The following is an 18189-nucleotide window of genomic DNA, read 5'->3' as shown; positions in this document are numbered from 1 at the left end:
TTAGGTCAGTTGTAACCGTCTCTTCGGCATAAAAAAAGAGGAAAACAACCCAACCAGCGCCGAAATGAGCAGGTCCGACACTGCCTCCATCATCACGGATTTCGGTTTTGGACATGCCAAAACACCGGTTTGTGGTCGCTTTTTCTTAAACCGGCACAGTCTTTTCAGATTTTGAACGATGGCCGTGAGCACCGCCTGCTCTTGCATGCAGTCCAGTCCACGGCTCCGTGCGCGGCCCAGGCCATGCGCGACTTTGCTTTCGGCAAACACATGCTCGCACCGCGTCCGCAACTTTTGCAGATGACGGTAAGAACCCATAAGCTGAATTCGTTTGGCTTTGTTTCGAATTTGGATTTCCCGGATTTTGGCCAGCCGTTTGCGTTGTTTCTCCGGATCGTTCGTTTGACGTTTCCAAGCAGGTACATCTTCCAGTGTCAGGTTGCGAAGCGAAACCAGGGGAACAATCCCTTGCTCGAACAACGCTTGCAGATAATCTGTCGTACCGTAGGCTTTATCGGCAGAAAGCGTCCGAATCCGGATTTGCGGATGGGCAAAACGGATCGCGAAGAGCTGCCGCAAGCTCGTTTCACGCTCAGCCGTTCCGGACGCGATGCTCGCTTGCGTAGACAGAATGACGCCGGATTTGATATCCGTCACATCATGCACCAAATACCGCAAATGCGCTTCCTGACCGTTGCTCTTTTTGTACAAGCGGGCATCCGGATCCGTTACGCTGCGGTGGGTCTTGTTCGAGAACGTTTTGCCATGAAAATCTTCATGCGTCGCTTCGTCTTCCAGCAGCCGCTCTTTTTGCGCGGGCGGTGCGGGCGGCTGTCGGTCATCATCGGAATCATGGGCGACACCACCGGTCTCTTCATCTTGCCGGGCCATGCGAGCCAAATAGTCTTCAATCGACTCCACCGGGGCCAGGGTGATTTCTTTCAAGCTGTGAATGGATGCGTTGGCCCGTACCTGGGTGCCGTCGACGCCGACATGCACATCGGGTTGGACCAGTCCCGCGGCGATGCACTGATCGACGACATGTTTCATCAGCTTCTCAAAAACACCGTGCGTTCGCCACAATTTCCGGGTCTTCACCAAGGTCGTCCGATCCGGCAGGGACGGCCGCGATGAGTCCGGGCGCACGACGGATTCGAAATCCAGTCCGCAAAACCACAAATAGCCCGCATGCATGGGCAACAGTTGATACAATTCCCGTTCGGAATGGTTGAACAAATACGAAAGCAGCATCAGTCGAACCATCCGCTCCGGGTCAGCCGCCGGGCGGCCGGTACGTTCCGTATATAGAGGCGCCACCCAATCATGAACGATGGAAAAATCAAGCGCTTCGTTCAGTTGGCGCAGGATGTGCTTTTTCGGCACGAGTTCATCCATATCCACGAATTGGAACATCTGAGGCTGGATAGCCGATGACTTGCGGGCTTTCATACCTAATCACTCTTTCGATAGTCGTGTTACGATATTAATTCGACAAAACCGTGATAAAAGCCTGCTTACGCGGACTTTATCACCGGACTTCTAGAGCTGATGATGGAGCTATTAAACTTGGCGGAATTTGAAAATACGCCAGTCCGTCAGCTTAGTTTAGGACAACGCATGCGAGCTGAAGTTGCATGTGCATTTTTCCATGAACCGGCTATTTGTTATTTGGACGAACCGACGATCGGATTAGATGTTGTGGCTAAGGAAGAACTAAGGAGATTTTTGCGCGAGATTAATCGTTATAAACAAGTTTCCATCGTATTAACTACACACGACATGGATGATATTGAACAAATATGTGAGAGGCTAGTGCTGATCGACCATGGTCAACTCATTTATGATGGGACAACTTTAGATTTCAAGCAAACTTATGGAACGGAGAGGGTCCTTACGGTTGAATTTGAAGAGGAAGTTCCTTCGCTTCATATTGCAGGCGCAAGGGTCGTAGCTAACGAACGGAAAAGGGCGACTTTGGTTTTTCAGAAAAACGAAGTCACCGCAACCCAGTTAATTCAGGAGCTGGCATCCTCTTATCCGGTTCTAGATTGTGAGTTAACCGAACCTAAGATTGAAAATTTAGTCAGGCATGTATACAGTCAGAAGGAACATCTTCATGAATAGTGATCGTTCATTGGCAGCCTATTATATTATTGCAAGGCAGGCATGGCAGAACGCGATGGTTTTCCGTGCAAATTATTTCATTACATTAAGTCGTGAGATTTTATTCATCATCTTGTCCATTGAGCTTTGGAGCGCCCTGTACGTTTCACCTATTGGAAGCTTAAAGTTTCATCAATTGATAACTTATTTGGCACTAACTCGGATGATTACGACGATTGACATGGAGTTTGTTTCCGTCGTTCAAAAAAGAGTGCTGACCGGAGAAATTGCAAGTGAATTAGTGAGACCGATCGATTACTCAATTTATTTGTTATGCCAAGAGGCCGGTCGGTACTTGCATAAATTGATGTTTCTTATTTTTCCGGTTTATGTATTTGTTTTTATAATGATTGGTATAAAGCCTCCTGCTTCAGTATTAACTGCCTGTCTATTTGGGATTAGCCTTGTATTTTCATTCCTTATTATGTTTTATATAAATTACATTACCGCTTTGTCATCTTTCTGGATTACCCAATTGTACAGTTTGAATATTTTTAAGGGGCAAATTGTACGATTTTTTTCCGGCTTTTATGTGCCGCTTTGGTTTTTTCCCGAGCACTTGGGTGAGGTGATCAAATGGCTTCCTTTTTCGTCTATCGTGTTTATTCCCATTAATATCTATTTACAAGATTCATTCTCTGCTATGGTGGGATTATTTTTATTCGTTCAGCTAGTTTGGACAGTATTATTGGTGCTTATTTCCAGATGGATTTGGAATAAAGCTGTATTTCAAATCACCATCGGTGGGGGGTGACCTTTAGACATGCACAGTGCAGATCTTTATTTGAAGTCCTTCCTGATGCAGTGGAAGACATTTCGAACTTACAAGGCGAATTTTTGGTTTGGCTTGTTAGGTGTTTTGTTTAATTATGGATCTCAGTTCATGGTAGTATGGACTGTATTGCATTATTTTAAAGAAATAGCTGGTTGGAATTTATACCATATTATTTATTTATATGGAATGTGGCTGTTGACTTATGGTCTTATGATTACTTTCTTTTCGGGAATCCGAGATTTTTCAGCAATGATCCATAATGGTGATTTCGATATACTTCTCATCCGACCACATTCCATTTTATTTCAGGTTTTATGTGGTAAGTTGGAACTCACTTCATGGACCCATATTCTGTTTGGGTCTTCCATCGTGTACTGGTGTTCTCGTCAGCTTCATATAGTTTTTAGCATGCATCAACTATGTTGGTTCATTCTTCTTATCATTGGCGGTGTTTTGATTCAAGCTGGATTGCTGTTAGTTTGGGCTGCATTAAGCTTTTGGATAGTGAACACTTATAGCCTTGTTGATTTAGGATGGTCGATTAACGCAAACTATTTGACCTACCCTCTGCATGTCTATGACCCCGTATTCAAGTATGCGATGACATTTTTTCCTTTAGCTTTTATTTCTTATTACCCGACCAAATGGTTACTTGGCTTGGGTCCAACGGATGCCTATAGCTGGGTCGGACAATACAATATTTTGATCGGCATTTTCTTTTTTAGCGTAAGCTGGCTCTTTTTTTTATTCGGTATCAAACATTACAAAAGTACAGGTAATTAAGTGGGTAGAAAATTTGTCAACGTTCACTTTATTACAAAAGAGGCCGCCCCCTCAGTCAACAAGGATGACTTCTGGGACGCCCTCTTGCATGATCGGAATCCTCTTTTCAGAATCCCGAAGTTTCCGCCTTTCGTTTTTTGAATCGCAGCGGCAGCGAGCCGATCGGCCGGGGGGAACCGTACACTGCATTGGCGGCGGTGCAGGCGACGACGTGGCGGCTTGCGCGAAGCGGATCCGTCATACCCGCGCTTTTCGGCAACCGCTCCCGCGAATATCCCTTGCTTGCCAGGGCGGCTTCGAATTCTTTTTTTGCGGCTTGCTTCGCCTTGAACAGCATCATCTGAATTCGGCTGTACACGTTGACCGCGCCGTCTCCGGTCGTTTCGACCGGCAGAAAGATCGCTTCGGGATATTTCTCGGTAATCAGCGACTGCACGCCGTCGGAGACGCCGGAGGACGGCATGCAGCCGAACGGCTTGACGGAGATCGTCATGTTCGCTTTCCGTTTCGCGACATTCAGGATCAGCTTGCCTACCTCCATATGCCCCTCGCCGCCGCGAAGCTGGTTGTTGTAGTGCTCGTGCGCGACTTTCGCGATTTCCTCCATATCGGGCAGGTGATATCCGCGAAGCCCCATGAGCCGGGCAAACGTCTGAAACAGAATCCGAACCGCCCGGTCGGCCAGCGCCAGCAAATACAGCCGTTTGACCGGATTTTTCCCTTGCAGGCCGCTTCGTCCGCCGTCTGCCTCGCGCAAGTTCATCCGTTTCCTGGTATCGTACCGGCCCGACCAGATTAAAAACAGAATCCAGGCCGTAACCGACTGGACGTCGACCTCCGCGTCCTCGCTTTCGAGAAATCGCTGCAAATGGTAGTTGCCGTCCCCTTCCGTCGTCATCGCCCAGAATTCTCCGATCACGCTTACTTTAGGCTTCGGCTGCGCCCGGTTCACCCGAACGCCCCGCAATTCCTTGCGGCACCGGAGAAGCGCCGGAATCAACGCCTTTCGCCGGCTTAGCGCGGCGTGCAAATGCCGCTTGCAGCGCTCGAGCGCCTCGTCCGTCGAACCGGGCTCCGCTTCGTAAGGGCGGATGCGGTAGCCGAGCGCGTTCAGGATGTCGCCGAGCAGCACGGCTTTCAGAAAAGCCAGGAAAAACGCGGCGTTCAGCTTGAGCGCCGATTCGTCTCCGGTCGCCTGCTTGAGCCCGTCCGTCTGTTGAAACAGCAGGACGCGGAAGCCGTCGAAGCCGGCGTCGCGCAGCGCTTTGCGGTACTCGGTCACATAGGTGCCGAAGCGGCATGGGCCGCGGGAACCGCTCGTGACAAACAAATAGTCGCGAACGATCTCTTCCTTGGATTTCCCTTCCGCATCGCGAAGGTATTGCAAATGCTTGATCAGGTTTCCGACCGTAAAATAAGTCGGGTTGCATTGTCCGCGGTTGCCGAACTCCTTGCCGAACCGGAGCGAGTCGTTGTCGGGGCAGTCCAGATGGCGCACCCGGTAGCCCAGGCCGGCCAAGGCGCCTTCCACCAAATAATCCTGGGCCATCGTCAGCCCGCCGAACAGAATCGTGGTGCTTGCTTTGTCTTCCGAAATTGGAGCAGCTCCTCTTCCATCGTTTCCAATGCTTTCGATGCCATTTGTCCCAATTCCTCCTGTTATACGTTTGGGTCCTTAAATCGTTTTCTTGAGCAGCTCGTCGCGCTTTTGTTCCAGCAGCCGCTGCAGCTCGGCTTTTCTGTCGGCCAGATCCTGCAGCCGTTCTTCGTGAAGCCCCAAACTGTGCGCGTACGTTTTGACCCGGATTTTGATCGATCCGGAGGGCTTGTTCGCGTCGATATCGTGAAGCGCCGAATAAGGCGTGCCTGCCGCCGAGATGATCGAGTCGATCAACCCGTAAGTGGGTGCGTCGTGGCCGCATTTGAAGCTGGACAGATCCAAAACGGCCACATTCGGATGCCGCGCGGCGAATTTGGCCGCCCATACCTTTTGCACGCTGTTGGCGCTGAAATTTTCCGGCCATACGTCGGAGACTTCCAGCTCATATTCGACGCGCCCGCTCTGCAGATCCTCCCGGAAAAACCGCTGCAGCCAGCCTTCGTCCTTCGGAATCGACCGCATGGACAGCACCGGATAGCCCAGCACCTGAAACTCCTCAAGCACGCCGTGGTTCAGGCCCGGATCGGAATGGTAGGGCCGTCCGATCAGCAGGATGGCCAAGCGGTTTTCCTGCTCGACCTGCTCCAGGATTTGGCGGCCTTTCTCCTGCATTTCGGCATCGAACAGATCCAGCGCCTTCCATCCCTGGTCGGCGGCAAAATCGCTTTCGTCCTCCGTCATCGCATTGTCGCTGAATACGATGTTTTTCGGATCGATGCCGAGCGTCTCGAAATACGTCCGCCAAAACGGAGCGGTCGACCAGATGTTCAGCACTTTCGGGATGCCGATGCGGATCCAGCCCCGCCGCTCGGCGGCTTCTTTCGGCGAACGCTCGAAAGAACGCAGGGAAGACGTTTTTCGCAAGCCGAGCAAACCGCGGCGAACCTGCGTGTCCCGGACGAACTGATCGTTTCCGGGCATCGGATCCGGATCGTAGATATGCTGAAACATTCGGCGGGCTTCGTATTCCACCAGGTTCGGGTAGTGCTTCTTAAGATCCTGCCGCCGCTTGTTGAGCTCCACGACCGCCTTTTCGTCCTCGACGGTTCCCTTTTCGCAGCTGAAACCGGAGATGTACCGGGCGGTCTGTCCGTCCGGGGTCTTCGAATCGATAAACGTGCGGCTGCAATGGTTCGGACAAAAGCCGCACCGGGTCGATTCGTCGTTGCGGGAGACGTAGCTCAAATAGATGGCCGCCTCCAGGCCGAGAAACGTCGAATATCCGCGCCGTTTGACGACGCGCAGCGTCTCCATCGCCGCCCCGATCGCGCCCGAGCTCTGCCATCCGGGGGATTTGCACGACGTATTGCCAGACGTTTTTCGGCAGGACGAGAGCAAGCCCCGCGAGCAATTCCTCTTTGGAATAACCTTCCTTCTGAAAATTCACCCGGTCCGCGTCGAGAAAAACGGCGCAGCCGTAGGAGTATTTCGGGCTTAGCTCGGCCGCGAACGCCGTTTCGGCATATTCCTGGTCGGAATGCCGAACTGGTCCGCCATCGCCTGCAGCAGCATGCCGTTGCCGGCCGAGCATTGGTTGGACAGTCTAAAATTGCGGAAGTCGCCGTTTTTCATGAACAGGACCTTGATGTCCTGCCCGCCGATATCGCAGTTGACGTCGACGTCTCCGAACTGATGAACGGCGCTCATCATGTGCGCGACGGTCTCCACGATGTTGACGTCGGCTTTCAGCGTTTTTTCCAGCACGTCCGCCGCGTAACCCGTCGCTCCGAAGCCGATGATTTCAAGTTCGGCCCCTTGCTCCTTCACCTTGTCGCGAATCCGTTTCAGCATCTCCTTGGTGTCTTCGAGGGGATTGCCTTTGGACAGTTGATACTCCTTGAGCAGAATGGAGCCGTCCTCGTCGACGAGCACCGCTTTGGAAGAGGTGGAGCCGCCGTCCAGCCCGATCGCCGCCCGCACTTTCTGGCCCGGAGCGAATGTCGCGGGCGCAAATCGGGGGATGCAGTAGGCACGGCGGAATTGTTCCATTTCCGATTCGCTCGCGACAAGCGGGGGGCCGGCATTTTCCCCCAGCTTCGCTTTGCGGCCGTGCGCAATAAAATCCCGGAGCCGATCGAGTCCTTCGTAGCGGCCGACGTCGGCCGGTTCGTGAAGCCCGTACATGACGGCGCCGTAGGCGGCATAATATTGGGAATTCGGGGGAACGAATATTAACTCTCGAGAGGGACGTCTTGCGGATACTCGTAGCCGCGATCGTGCCACGTTTGCGGGATTCGCAGCCGCCAGCATTCCTGCAAGAACGGCAGGTAAGTGTTGGGGCCGCCGAGCAGCAGCACCCGGTGGCGCAACGTGTTCCCGCGAGTCAGGACGGACAGGTTCTGCATGACGATCGCGTCGGCCAGGGAGCACATGATTTCCGCCGAAGGGATGCCGCTCTTGACCAAATTGACAATATCCGTTTCGGCAAGACGCCGCATTTGGCGGCGACATGATGAAGCTTCGAGCCGCCGAAATGAAGCTTGCCGACTTCATGCGTCGGCATCCCGACTTTAATGATGCATTTGTCGATGGTCGCGCCGGTGCCGGAAGCGCATTTGTCGTTCATCGACGTGATCGCCTGCTTGTCTCCGGTTTCCTCGTTCGCTTTAAAAATGATGATTTTCGCGTCTTGTCCGCCGAGCTCGATGACGCTGCCGACATCGGGGTGAAGATGCTCGACGGCCATCGTGACGGCGTTCACTTCCTGCACGAACTTGGCGCCGACGTGAGGGGCGATCGGTCCGCTGCCGGAGCCGGTCATGAATACGCGAATATCCTCTTGCCTGGGATTCGGGAACGCTTGGCCGATCGCGACAAGAAGCTCCAGCACTTTTTCGGCCTGTTTCGTGTGATGACGCTGATAGTCCGACCATAAAATCCGGTTCGTTGCAGGATCGACCGCAGTCGCTTTGACCGGTGTCGAACCGACATCGATGCCGATGACGAGCGGCGATCGATGTTCAAGGTTTTGGTTCATTCGAAAAATCTCCTTCTTGCAAAATCCTTCCGCCCAAATCCTGCGTATCAGGGAATTCCCCTATACATACTAAGCGAAAGGAAAATCGAATCGGCCAAGGAGGTCCGTCGGAACTGTTTCTCTGGATCGTTGTGCTGCTGTTGTCGCTGTTTATCGTTCAGCTTGCCTGTATCATCGTCGCGGAATATCGCCGGCCTTATAAAGCCTTGACCTGGCTTGCGCTTTCGTTTCTGGTCCCGGTCGTCGGCTTGCTGGCCTATTTTTTGATCGCAAAAGAATATGCCGGTTTCCGATCGGCCGCCGGCAGCGGGTTCGAAAGGCTGGAACGAATCCGGGAAGACATCATGAAGCGGAGCCTGGAGCGGACGGACGCCCATTCGGGAAACGAAAGCGAATGGCAGCGGCAAGCGAAGCTGTTTCGCGGCATGACCGGTTTTCCCGTAACGGCCTGCAATGAAACGACGGTATTCAGCAAAGGGGATCAGGCTTTCGAAGCGATGCTGGATGCGATCGCGTCCGCGCGGCATCACATTCATATTCTGTTTTACATCGTCCGCAGCGACCGGCTCGGAAACCGGTTCGAACAGATGCTCGTCCGGAAAGCCCGGGAAGGGGTCAAGGTGCGTTTGATCTACGACGGCGTGGGCAGCCGGCATCTGGACAAGTCGTTCCTGAAGCGGCTTCGGGCGGGCGGCGTGGAGACGGGGTGCTTTTTTCCCATTCGCTCCGCCTTGCTCGGCAGGCGGCTCAATTACCGCAATCATCGCAAAATCGTCGTCGTGGACGGGAAAACCGGATTTTTCGGAGGACTGAACATCGGGGAAGAATATCTCGGACGAAGCCGGCGATACGGCTACTGGCGGGATACCCATTTCGCCATCGCCGGCGATGCGGTGCTTTGGCTGCAATATACGTTTTTGGCGGATTGGCTTCGGGTCATGGGCGGTTTCCCGAAGAGGAAGGCTATTTTCCCGATCAGCCCGGCATAGGCAAAGAATTCGTGCAGATCATTCGAAGCGATCCGACGAAAAGGCTTCACGAGCTGATTTTTTCCCTTATCGTTTCGGCAAAGAAGCGGCTTTATATCGAGTCGCCCTATTTCATTCCCGATCCGGCGGTGATGTTGGCGCTCAAGACGGCCGCCGCCAAAAGCGTCGATGTCGCCGTCGTGCTTCCGGGCAAGCCCGACAAAAAACTGGTGTATACGGGAACGATGTCTTACGTAAGGGAGATGCAGCCGTCCGGCATTCGCTTTTACCGCTATCGAAAAGGTTTTATCCACTCGAAAGTCATCATCTCGGACGACGTGGCCTTCTCGGGCAGCGCGAACCTGGACATGCGGAGCTTCTGGGGACAGTTCGAAATCGACGCGTTGTTTTGGGACGGAAATGTCGTCGGTTGCCTGGCGCGGGATTTTTTTCGGGATTTGGAGGATTGCGAGGCCATAAGCCCGGCCGAATTCGAAGGGCGGAATTGGAAGCAGCGCGCGTATGAGGTGTGGGCTCGGCTGATTTCTCCGCTGTTTTAATCGGTCGAATGAAACAAAATTCCCCCTGACTTCGCGATCTGTCAGGGGGGAGCTAGCTGCCGCAGCTTTCAGGGAAAATGGCGGGATCATATCGGCGCGAGAACCGTCAAACGTAGCTTTTTTCGCCGAGCCGGTCCAGGCTTTTGAACGCGTACCCCTGCCGCTTGGCGGCGTCGATGATGTCGCCCAAAGCTTTCGCGTTGTCGCTGGAAACGGAATGCAGCAAAATGACGGCGCCCGGGTGCAGCTGGCTCATGACGCTTTCATAGGCGTAACTCCCGCCTCGCTGCGAATTGACGTCCCAATCCTTGTAGGCGACCGACCAGAAGACGTTCGTATAGCCGAGCTGCCGGCAAGCGGCGAGCATCGGTTCGCTGAAGACGCCTCTCGGCGGGCGCATGAAGTTCATCTCCTGCCGTCCCGTCAAATTCGCCACTTCCTGCCGGACTTTGTCCAATTCGGCGCGAATCTGTTCGGCGGACAAGCGGGTCATATCCGGATGGCTCCACGAATGGTTGCCGATCAAATGGCCTTCCGCCGCCATTCGCTTGATCAATTCCGGCTGGTCGCGGACAAAATGCCCCGTTACGAAAAAAGCGGCAGGCACCTGCTTTTCCTTCAGCACATCGAGAATTCGGCCCGTATAGCCGTTCTCGTAGCCGTTGTCGAAGGTCAAGTAAAGCTCTTTTTCTTTCGTGTTCCCCAGAAAGACGGCCTCATGCCGCTTCAGGATGTCGATAAAGCCTTCCTGGGCGATCGAGGGGAGACTGCCGTTTCGGCTTTTTTTGAAGCCGAAGTTAAACGGCTGTTGTCCGCGAGCGGAAACCGGGGCAACCTCCATCCAAACGGCCGCCGTCAAAAGGGACACGACGGCGATCAGCAGCACGACGGGCCGCAACGCTTTGTTCATCGCATTCACTCCATGTAAGTAGTCTCGACTAGGCTTCGCAATTATGGCTATTTTATCCCAAGATCTCCTTATTACCATTCGTAACCGGGTGGTATTTCGTTATGTTGTTTAAAATTTTGCGGAGCCTTATAATATAGGGAAGAAAGGATGATCGCGATGGAAAACTCGGAAATGTGTCCACGTTTCGAGAAAGCCATGGAAATGCTGAGCAAGCGATGGACGGCGCTTATCGTTTTTCGGCTGATGCCCGGACCTCGCCGTTTCAGCGAAATCGAAAACCTGCTGCCGAACTTGAGCGGCAAGGTGCTTTCGGAGCGGCTGAAGGAATTGGAGACGGAAGGACTCATTCGCCGGGACGTTTACCCCGAGATCCCGGTTCGGATCGAGTATTCGTTAACGGATAAAGGACGGGCGCTGTCGCCTCTGTTCGAGAACGTGGCGGATTGGGCGACCCGATGGATCGAGCTGGCGGACGAACGCTCGTGATCGCGGGGCGGCGGCGAAAACGGCGCCCCCGCCGGCGGATTCAGTCCGCCGGCCGGTTTTTCCAATAAAAGATCGCAATTTGCGTCCGATCGCGCAGGCCCAGCTTACCCAGGATGCTCGTGACCATATTTTTGACCGTGCCTTCGCTCAGGAACAGTTCCCGGGCGATTTCTTTGTTGGAGAGGCCTTCCGCGATTTTGGCGACGACGGCCCGTTCGCCTTCGGTCAGGCCGCGCACTTGCAACGGATCGGGTCCCGCCGCCGCGGAAGGCGCCTTCGGCGCGGGCCCGATCAGCGAGGCGAGCTTTTCGGCGATATCCGGGTGGATAAGCAAATTGCCTTCGCTGACGGTGCGGATGCCCTGGGCGATGCGCTCGGGGGGAAGATTTTTGAGCAAATAGCCGCTCGCCCCGGCGCGCAGCGCCTCGATGATGTACTCGTCGTCGTCGAACGTCGTCAGGATAAGCACGCGAACGCGGGGGCAATCCCGCTTGATGCGCCGCGTTCCTTCCACGCCGTCGCAGCCCGGCATGCGAATGTCCATCAGCACGACGTCGATCCCTTCCAGCCGCCTTGCGGCTTTCCACGCTTGCTCTCCGTCCGTGCACGTATCCGCGACTTCAAGCTCCGGGTCCAGATTCAAAATCAGCTTCAAACTTTCGCGAATGAACGGATCGTCATCCGCGATGAGCAAGCGAATCAAACGAACTCCTTCTTTCCGTTCTCGTTATTGGGCCGACGTCCGGTAGGTCGGCAGCGCCGTCGTCACCGCAAATCCGGGCGACCGGCGGACCGCAAGCTCGCCGCCCACGAGCTCGGCGCGTTCTTTCATGCCGGTCAGCCCGAGTCCCCACGGGCGGTCTTCGTCCGGCACGGCGCCGTTGTTCGCGACGGTCAGCACGACGCGCTTCGGCTCGTAGGCGAGCGTAATGTCGAAAGCCGTGGCCCCGCCGTGCCGAATGGCGTTCGATACCGCTTCCTTGGCGTTGCGGTACAAGATGTAGTCCAGGCTCGGATACAGGGCGTAAGGCATCCCTTCGATCGCAAAGCTCACGTTCGTCCCTTGTTCTTCGCCGATGTCTTCGATCAGCCGGGTCAGCGAATACGAGCGCATCGCTCCCTCTTCCGGCTTCAGCTTGCGGACCGTGCTGCGCAGCAGCTCCATGCTTTCGGCGAGCTGGTCCCGCACCGACACCGCCATTTGCAGCCCCTGCCCGGGCCGATCCGGCAAAATGCGGACGACCGCGTCCGACATCATTTTCAGCCGAATCAGCTTGTGGCCGAGCTCGTCGTGGATGTCGCGGGAGATGCGGTTCCGCTCGGCGAGCTGCGAAATTTCCTCGATTTTTTTGGCGTATTCGACCATCTGGTTCCGCGCTTCGTTCAGCTCCGCATGCTTAAGGCGCAGTTCGTCGTAAAGCTCCTCGACGTCCGTTTGGCTCCGTTTCGCCCGCCTTACTTGCAGCAGGAGGAGCCCGGCGAAAACGAACACGAGATTGGCCGTCGCGATGGCGGACGCCGGACGATCCCATAAGCCCGCGTTCATGAGCGCGGCATGAAGCAGCGCGAGCGGCCAGGCGAACGGGAACGCCGCGCGGGTCGCGTAGACGAGCAGCGGCGCCAGCAGCGCCAAATACATCATTCCGCCGAAGGCGGCGTTCATCCAGGCCCCGTACCCGATTTCCAGCAGCACCAATGCGGGCGTCCAGCGTTCCGGAGCCCGCGATACGAGGTTGGCGATGCCAAGCTGAAGCAGAACGAAAAGCGTGAACAAGCCGTACGAATCGTAAGGCTCCAAATACAGGGAGCAGACGGCGGGCGCGAATACGTGCAGGCTGCGAAGATAAAGCTGCATGCGTTCCATTTTTTCCTCGTCGATCGTGACCGTTTTTCAAAAGTATAGCATATGCCGCCCGAGGGACGAAGGCAAGAAAAACCATAACGTGACTTAAGTCACGCGAAGCCGGTGACGCATTTCACCTGCGCTGCGCCGGCGCCCGGTCTATAATGAAGCCAATGAAACGCAAACGGGGAGTGGAAAAGAGTGCAGCGTCTCGTGGAACTGGACAGCGTCGTTAAAAAGTACGGGAGCAAGGTTTCGGTCGATCATTTGAATCTGGACATCCGGGAGGGCGAGATTTTCGGCTTGCTCGGACCGAACGGGGCGGGGAAAAGCACGACGATCAACATGCTGGCCGGGCTGCTGAAGCCCGATCGCGGCACGATCCGCCTGGCGGGCTTCTCCGTGCGGGAGCAGCCGCTGGAAGCCAAGCGAAGAATCGGGCTCGTGCCCCAGGACCTCGCGATTTACGAAGATATGTCGGCCTGGGACAATGTCGTTTTTTTCGCCCGGTTATACGGGTTGAAAGGAACCCTTCTCAAGGAGCGGGCGGAGGAGGCGCTTGCGTTCGTCGGGCTGCAGGACCGCAAAAAAGACAAGCCGAAGTCGTTCTCCGGCGGAATGAAACGCCGCTTGAACATCGCTTGCGCCATCGCGCATCGGCCCAAGCTGATCATCATGGACGAGCCGACCGTCGGCATCGATCCGCAATCGCGCAACCATATTCTCGATTCGGTGCGAAAGCTGAACGAAATGGGCTCGTCCGTCATTTACACGAGCCATTACATGGAAGAAGTCGCGGCGATCTCGACGCGGGTCGGCATCATGGACGAAGGGCGGCTGATCGCCTGCGGCACGCAGGAGGAGCTTCGGGCCAAGGTATCCGGGGAAGAGAAGCTCGCGATCGCGGCCCCGGACATTCCGGAGGCGGCGGTGGAGGAGCTCGGGCAGCATCCCCGCGTCGTCCGGGTCGCGAAACGGGACGATTCGCTGGACGTCTATTTGGCGTCGTCGCAAACGTATTTGCAGGATATTTTGTTCATTTTGTCCAAGCATCAGGTTCGAATCCGGACATTGACGCAGTCGGGGCCCGATCTCGAAACGCTTTTTCTGGCTCTGACGGGGCGCAGCTTGCGGGACTAGGGGGCGGGAACATGACATTTTGGACGATTGTCGGGTTTGAAATCCGCCGGGTCGCCAGGCAGCCGGCTTTTGCGATCGTGCAGCTTCTCCTGCCGCTGCTGCTGATCGCGATTCTCGGCACGGCGCTCGATTCGGACTTTACGGTTCGCGACGAAACGCTGGAACGGGTCGAGGTGGCGATCGTCCGGCAGGACGGCGGCGAGACGAGCGGCCTGCTGGACGACGCGTTCCGGTCGCCGGCGCTCGAAAGCCGGCTGGAGCTGACGAAGGCGGCAACCCGGGAAGAAGCGGTCGGCCGCGTGAGGGAGGGGACGGCGGATTTCGCGGTCGTCGTGCCTGCCGGCTTCGGCGAGGCGCTGCTAGCGGGCGAAGCGGCGCAGTGGGAATTGATTTCCGGCGCGGACAGCCGCAAAAATCTGGCCGCGACGGCCATGTTCGGCAGCCTTCTGGAGCGGCTGAACGACAGGCAGGCGGCCGCGTTGGCGCTTGGAGCCGGCGCTCCGCAGGGCCTGCCCGCGCAGGCGTCGGCGGGAACGGGCCCGGACAGCCCGGAGGCTTCGGGCGGCGCGTTCGGCGGGGCGGTGAAGGTCGGGCAGCTTGCGGCGGGCAGCGATTTTTCGGCCATGCAATATTACGCCGCCGCGATGCTCGTCATGTTTTTGCTCTATTCCGGCATGACGACCGGGATCAACCTCGCCCTCGAAAAGGAACGGAACACGCTGGCGCGCCTGCATTCGATGCCGCTGCCTGCCTGGCGCATCCTGGCGGGCAAGCTTGGAGGGAGCTTTCTGCTTGCCGTCCTGCAGGCGGCATTTATCGTCGCGTTTACCCGGTTCGTGCTGGGCGTGGATTGGGGCACGTCGTATGCGGCGATCGCGGCGGCTTGCCTGTGCATCATCTTGTTCTCGTTCGGTCTCGCGGTCATCGTCCTTTCGCTTGCGAAAGGTTCGGGGCCGATGCTGGTTATTTTTCAAATCGTCATCAATCTCATGACCTTTTTCAGCGGGGGATTCATCCGGCTTCCCGAAGGCTTGCTGCGGCGGATCGGGGAATTTACCGTCAGCCATTGGGGCTTCCAAAGCTTTCTCGATTCGATGCTGGGCCGGACGGATGGGCAGCCCGTCGCGATCCTGGGCGTCATCGCCGCCGCGTTTATGGCCGGAGCGATCGTCGTCTACCGAAAGGCAGGGTATCATTCATGAACAGCGTATATTTGGCTTGGAACTTGTTGAAACGAATGCTGAACGGGAAAAAAGGGCTGCTGATTCATCTCGTTTTTCCGGTCGCGGCCGTGACCGTCCTCATTGCGGTCGTCGGAGGCGGCGGGAGCGACGTCTATACGATCGCTTACGCGAACGGCGACCGGGGGTTCGCGGGCGAATACCTCGTTCGCGAATTCGCGGGAAACGCCTCCTACCGGCTGTCGGAGGAGGCGTCCGTCGACGCGCTGAAGCAAAGCGTCGCCGATCGGGAAGCGACGGCCGGCATCCGGATTCCGGCCGACTTCACCGAGCGGCTCCTGAACGGCGAACGGCCGGAAGCGGAGCTGTTCCAGTTGAGCGTCAGCGAAGCTTCCGCCGCGATCCAACTGCAGGCGGAAACCGCCATCGGACGGTACGCGGATCTGGCGAGGACGGTTGCGGCTTCGGGCGTTGCGGGAGACGACCGGAACGCCGCGCTGGAATCGGTTCTCCGGCAGGCGGAGAAAAACCGGATCTCGTTTTTCGCAACCGATCTCGGCCTTGTTCCGAATAACGGCGCCCGTTTTGCGACGGGCCTGCTGCTGGTGTTTCTCATGATCAACATTTCGTCGACGGTGAACCTTATGATGGAAGACCGAAGGCTGCGAACGATGGCCCGGGCGTACACGGCTCCCGTCCGTTCATGGGAAATTACGTTCGGCAATTTCCTCGGCAGCTTTCTCGCGGGAAGCGTCCAAGTCGTGCTCGTCCTGCTGTTCGCCCGTTATGTCGTCGGCTATGATTTCGGACTGCCGTTCGCCGTCCAATTTCTGATCGTGGAGCTGTTCCTGCTGGCTTGCGTCGGCATGGCTACGGCGGCCGCGGGCGTCATCCGCAACAGCCGGTCGGGGGGACTGCTGAACTCGCTGCTCCTCGTTCCGACCTGCATGATCGGCGGCTGCTTCTGGCCGGTTTCCATGATGCCGGAGTGGATGCAAAAGCTCGCTTATTTCGTGCCCCAATACTGGGCGATCGACGCGATCGAAAAAAGCTCGGCCGGCTTCGGTTTTTCCGAAATCGCGCTGCATGCGGGCATACTGGTCGTCTTCGCCGCCGTTTTGTTCGGATTCGGCTCGACGGCTCTGCAGCCGCATAAGAGCGAGGCGTAAAAAGCATGCTGGCGCAGGCGGCCGAGGAGTAAGCCGAATCGGCGCAAGACCGGGGGAGGGGGTACCTTCTCGCCCCTTTGCCCCTTCGGAAGTTGCGATGAAACTAGCCAAATTTAACTTGCGCTTTACATTTTCGCCCGATGCCGCTATAATCAATCATGTTGCTTGCGGTCGTGGCGGAATTGGCAGACGCGCTAGATTCAGGTTCTAGTGGTGTAACAGCCGTGGAGGTTCGAGTCCTCTCGACCGCACCATACTTATCAACAGTAGGTTTCTGATCTGCGATTTTGCGCGGAGCAGGGCCTTTTTTGTTTGTCAGGATACTCTGGTTTCAGGTGATGCTACCCAATGCCTTTTTACCTGTCCTACAGCGCTTAAGCAAAGGCGAATCCGTCGACGATCGATTCGGTAATTGCGCCCTTCTCATGCCAACTGTCATAAGCTGAACATTCGATAGAGAACGCGATCGAACATCCGATCGGACAAGATTTTTCGGAGAATTAGAACGGGTCTGGCATCGCCCGCCCCGATCCAAAAACAAGCCATGGAACAATCCGGAATGCATGTTGAACCGATGGATTTCATTGACCATGTTTCCGAATTTATTGCCTATACGGCAAGTTATTTGAATAACCCGTCGAAAACAAGCGACGAATTCGCTCGGAAAATGAATATCGAAGTCCCCGCCGCTGTTTGACGGGGACTTCGATTTTTTTGTTCGCATGGTCCGGGATTTCCTTCCGTTTGAGCCCGACTTTTGTCCAGCGCCGGAATAGCCCGCAGGTGGATACTTCCATTTATTTCTACACGTATAATCAACTTGGTAATGCGCGAGCGATCATTTCGAACTCATGAAGGAGATGGGCCAAGTGAAAACGTTAATCGAATTCAGAAACGTAGCAAAGGAATACCGGATAGGGGAAGTCCCGATCAGGGCTTTGGATGGCGTTGATTTTACTATATCCGAAGGGGAATTCGTCGTCGTTCTGGGCGCAAGCGGTGCCGGTAAAAGCACGATTCTGAATATTCTTGGCGGGATGGATACGGCGACTTCCGGTCAAGTAATCGTCGGCGGTCAGGAAATAACCCGATTCAACGACAAAAAGCTGACGCAATATCGCGGCGAAAAAGTGGGCTTCGTTTTTCAATTTTATAATTTGATTCCGAATTTAAATGCGTTGGAAAATGTCGAATTTGCCGCCGAAGTATGCAAAAACCATCTGGACGCTAAAGAAATCCTGAATAAGGTTGGGTTAAAAAATCGAATCAAAAACTTCCCTTCCCAGCTCTCCGGAGGAGAACAGCAAAGAGTCGCGATCGCGAGAGCCGTTGCCAAAAATCCCTTGCTCCTGCTCTGCGACGAACCGACCGGCGCTTTGGATTACGAAACGGGAAAAACGGTGTTGAAGCTTCTTCAGGATTTGAACAAGGAAACGAAAAAATGCGTCGTATTGGTCACGCATAATTCCGCTATCACTCCCATGGCCGACAAAATTATCAAAGTCAAAAGCGGAAGGATCGAAAGCGTTCAGATCAATGAGGAAAAACAAAGCGTCGAAGGGATTGAGTGGTGA

The 18189-nt window shown here is 55.4% G+C and carries 15 protein-coding genes, 1 tRNA gene and 1 pseudogene; 11 read left to right on the top strand and 6 right to left on the bottom strand.

The features are described from left to right. Window positions 1–1449, bottom strand: a complete 1449-nt coding sequence (locus JW799_RS26810) for a transposase (protein WP_205428726.1) — start codon at window positions 1447–1449, stop codon at window positions 1–3. Between the two features lie 99 nt (window positions 1450–1548). On the opposite strand from JW799_RS26810, the gene JW799_RS26805 reads away from it, so the two are divergent. The 3 genes from JW799_RS26805 to JW799_RS26795 are packed head-to-tail and all read left to right on the top strand — an operon-like array spanning window position 1549 to window position 3721. Further along, complete coding sequence (locus JW799_RS26805; protein ID WP_338026335.1) at window positions 1549–2124, top strand: ATP-binding cassette domain-containing protein; 576 nt, start codon at window positions 1549–1551, stop codon at window positions 2122–2124. Then, complete coding sequence (locus JW799_RS26800) at window positions 2117–2917, top strand: ABC transporter permease (protein WP_205432602.1); 801 nt, start codon at window positions 2117–2119, stop codon at window positions 2915–2917. Before JW799_RS26805 ends, JW799_RS26800 begins: the two co-directional genes overlap by 8 nt. A gap of 9 nt (window positions 2918–2926) precedes the next feature. Next, window positions 2927–3721 carry an ABC transporter permease gene (locus JW799_RS26795; protein ID WP_205432600.1) on the top strand — a complete coding sequence of 265 codons (795 nt, stop codon included), beginning with the start codon at window positions 2927–2929 and terminating at the stop codon, window positions 3719–3721. Window positions 3722–3827: 106 nt separating this feature from the next. Here JW799_RS26795 and JW799_RS26790 read toward each other — a convergent pair whose 3' ends face one another. Both JW799_RS26790 and JW799_RS26785 read right to left on the bottom strand, forming a co-directional pair. After that, window positions 3828–5270, bottom strand: coding sequence for a 2-hydroxyglutaryl-CoA dehydratase (locus JW799_RS26790; RefSeq protein WP_240353421.1), 1443 nt, complete (start codon window positions 5268–5270; stop codon window positions 3828–3830). Window positions 5271–5396: 126 nt separating this feature from the next. Continuing rightward, a pseudogene (locus JW799_RS26785) lies at window positions 5397–8358 on the bottom strand (BadF/BadG/BcrA/BcrD ATPase family protein). 140 nt (window positions 8359–8498) lie between these two features. Between JW799_RS26785 and JW799_RS26780 the strand changes: the two are divergent. Both JW799_RS26780 and JW799_RS26775 read left to right on the top strand, forming a co-directional pair. Further along, window positions 8499–9347 carry a phospholipase D-like domain-containing protein gene (locus JW799_RS26780; protein WP_205432595.1) on the top strand — a complete coding sequence of 283 codons (849 nt, stop codon included), beginning with the start codon at window positions 8499–8501 and terminating at the stop codon, window positions 9345–9347. A gap of 11 nt (window positions 9348–9358) precedes the next feature. Next, window positions 9359–9886, top strand: coding sequence for a phospholipase D-like domain-containing protein (locus tag JW799_RS26775; RefSeq protein ID WP_205432593.1), 528 nt, complete (start codon window positions 9359–9361; stop codon window positions 9884–9886). A gap of 106 nt (window positions 9887–9992) precedes the next feature. Here the strand turns inward: JW799_RS26775 and pdaA are convergent, their stop codons facing one another. Then, on the bottom strand, window positions 9993–10796 hold the full coding sequence (pdaA, locus tag JW799_RS26770) for a delta-lactam-biosynthetic de-N-acetylase (protein WP_080837345.1): 804 nt from the start codon (window positions 10794–10796) through the stop codon (window positions 9993–9995). A gap of 156 nt (window positions 10797–10952) precedes the next feature. On the opposite strand from pdaA, the gene JW799_RS26765 reads away from it, so the two are divergent. Further along, entirely contained in the window at window positions 10953–11282 is a 330-nt protein-coding gene (locus JW799_RS26765; protein ID WP_080840884.1) for a winged helix-turn-helix transcriptional regulator, read from the top strand. A gap of 40 nt (window positions 11283–11322) precedes the next feature. Here the strand turns inward: JW799_RS26765 and JW799_RS26760 are convergent, their stop codons facing one another. Together JW799_RS26760 and JW799_RS26755 are read right to left on the bottom strand one after the other, a co-directional pair. Further along, on the bottom strand, window positions 11323–11985 hold the full coding sequence (locus tag JW799_RS26760; RefSeq protein ID WP_080837348.1) for a response regulator transcription factor: 663 nt from the start codon (window positions 11983–11985) through the stop codon (window positions 11323–11325). Between the two features lie 24 nt (window positions 11986–12009). Continuing rightward, a complete protein-coding gene (locus tag JW799_RS26755; protein ID WP_205432591.1) occupies window positions 12010–13146 on the bottom strand; it encodes a sensor histidine kinase in 1137 nt (378 codons plus the stop codon). Window positions 13147–13326: 180 nt separating this feature from the next. On the opposite strand from JW799_RS26755, the gene JW799_RS26750 reads away from it, so the two are divergent. The 5 genes from JW799_RS26750 (at window position 13327) to JW799_RS26730 (ending at window position 18189) form a co-directional block, all read left to right on the top strand. Continuing rightward, the gene (locus JW799_RS26750) at window positions 13327–14265 is read left to right on the top strand and encodes an ABC transporter ATP-binding protein (protein WP_080837353.1); all 939 of its coding nucleotides are present in this window, start codon (window positions 13327–13329) and stop codon (window positions 14263–14265) included. 11 nt (window positions 14266–14276) lie between these two features. Further along, complete coding sequence (locus JW799_RS26745) at window positions 14277–15467, top strand: ABC transporter permease (RefSeq protein ID WP_205432589.1); 1191 nt, start codon at window positions 14277–14279, stop codon at window positions 15465–15467. Further along, a complete protein-coding gene (locus JW799_RS26740) occupies window positions 15464–16615 on the top strand; it encodes an ABC transporter permease (RefSeq protein ID WP_205432587.1) in 1152 nt (383 codons plus the stop codon). Before JW799_RS26745 ends, JW799_RS26740 begins: the two co-directional genes overlap by 4 nt. Window positions 16616–16782: 167 nt before the next feature. After that, a tRNA-Leu gene (locus JW799_RS26735) sits at window positions 16783–16869 on the top strand. A 615-nt stretch (window positions 16870–17484) separates the two neighbouring features. Beyond that, window positions 17485–18189 (top strand): ATP-binding cassette domain-containing protein, encoded by a 705-nt coding sequence (locus tag JW799_RS26730; protein WP_080837660.1) that lies wholly within the window; start codon window positions 17485–17487, stop codon window positions 18187–18189.

It is taken from the genome of Cohnella algarum, from assembly GCF_016937515.1.
Classification (GTDB): Bacteria; Bacillota; Bacilli; order Paenibacillales; family Paenibacillaceae; genus Cohnella; species Cohnella algarum.
This window is presented reverse-complemented; position numbering and strand designations above follow the sequence as displayed.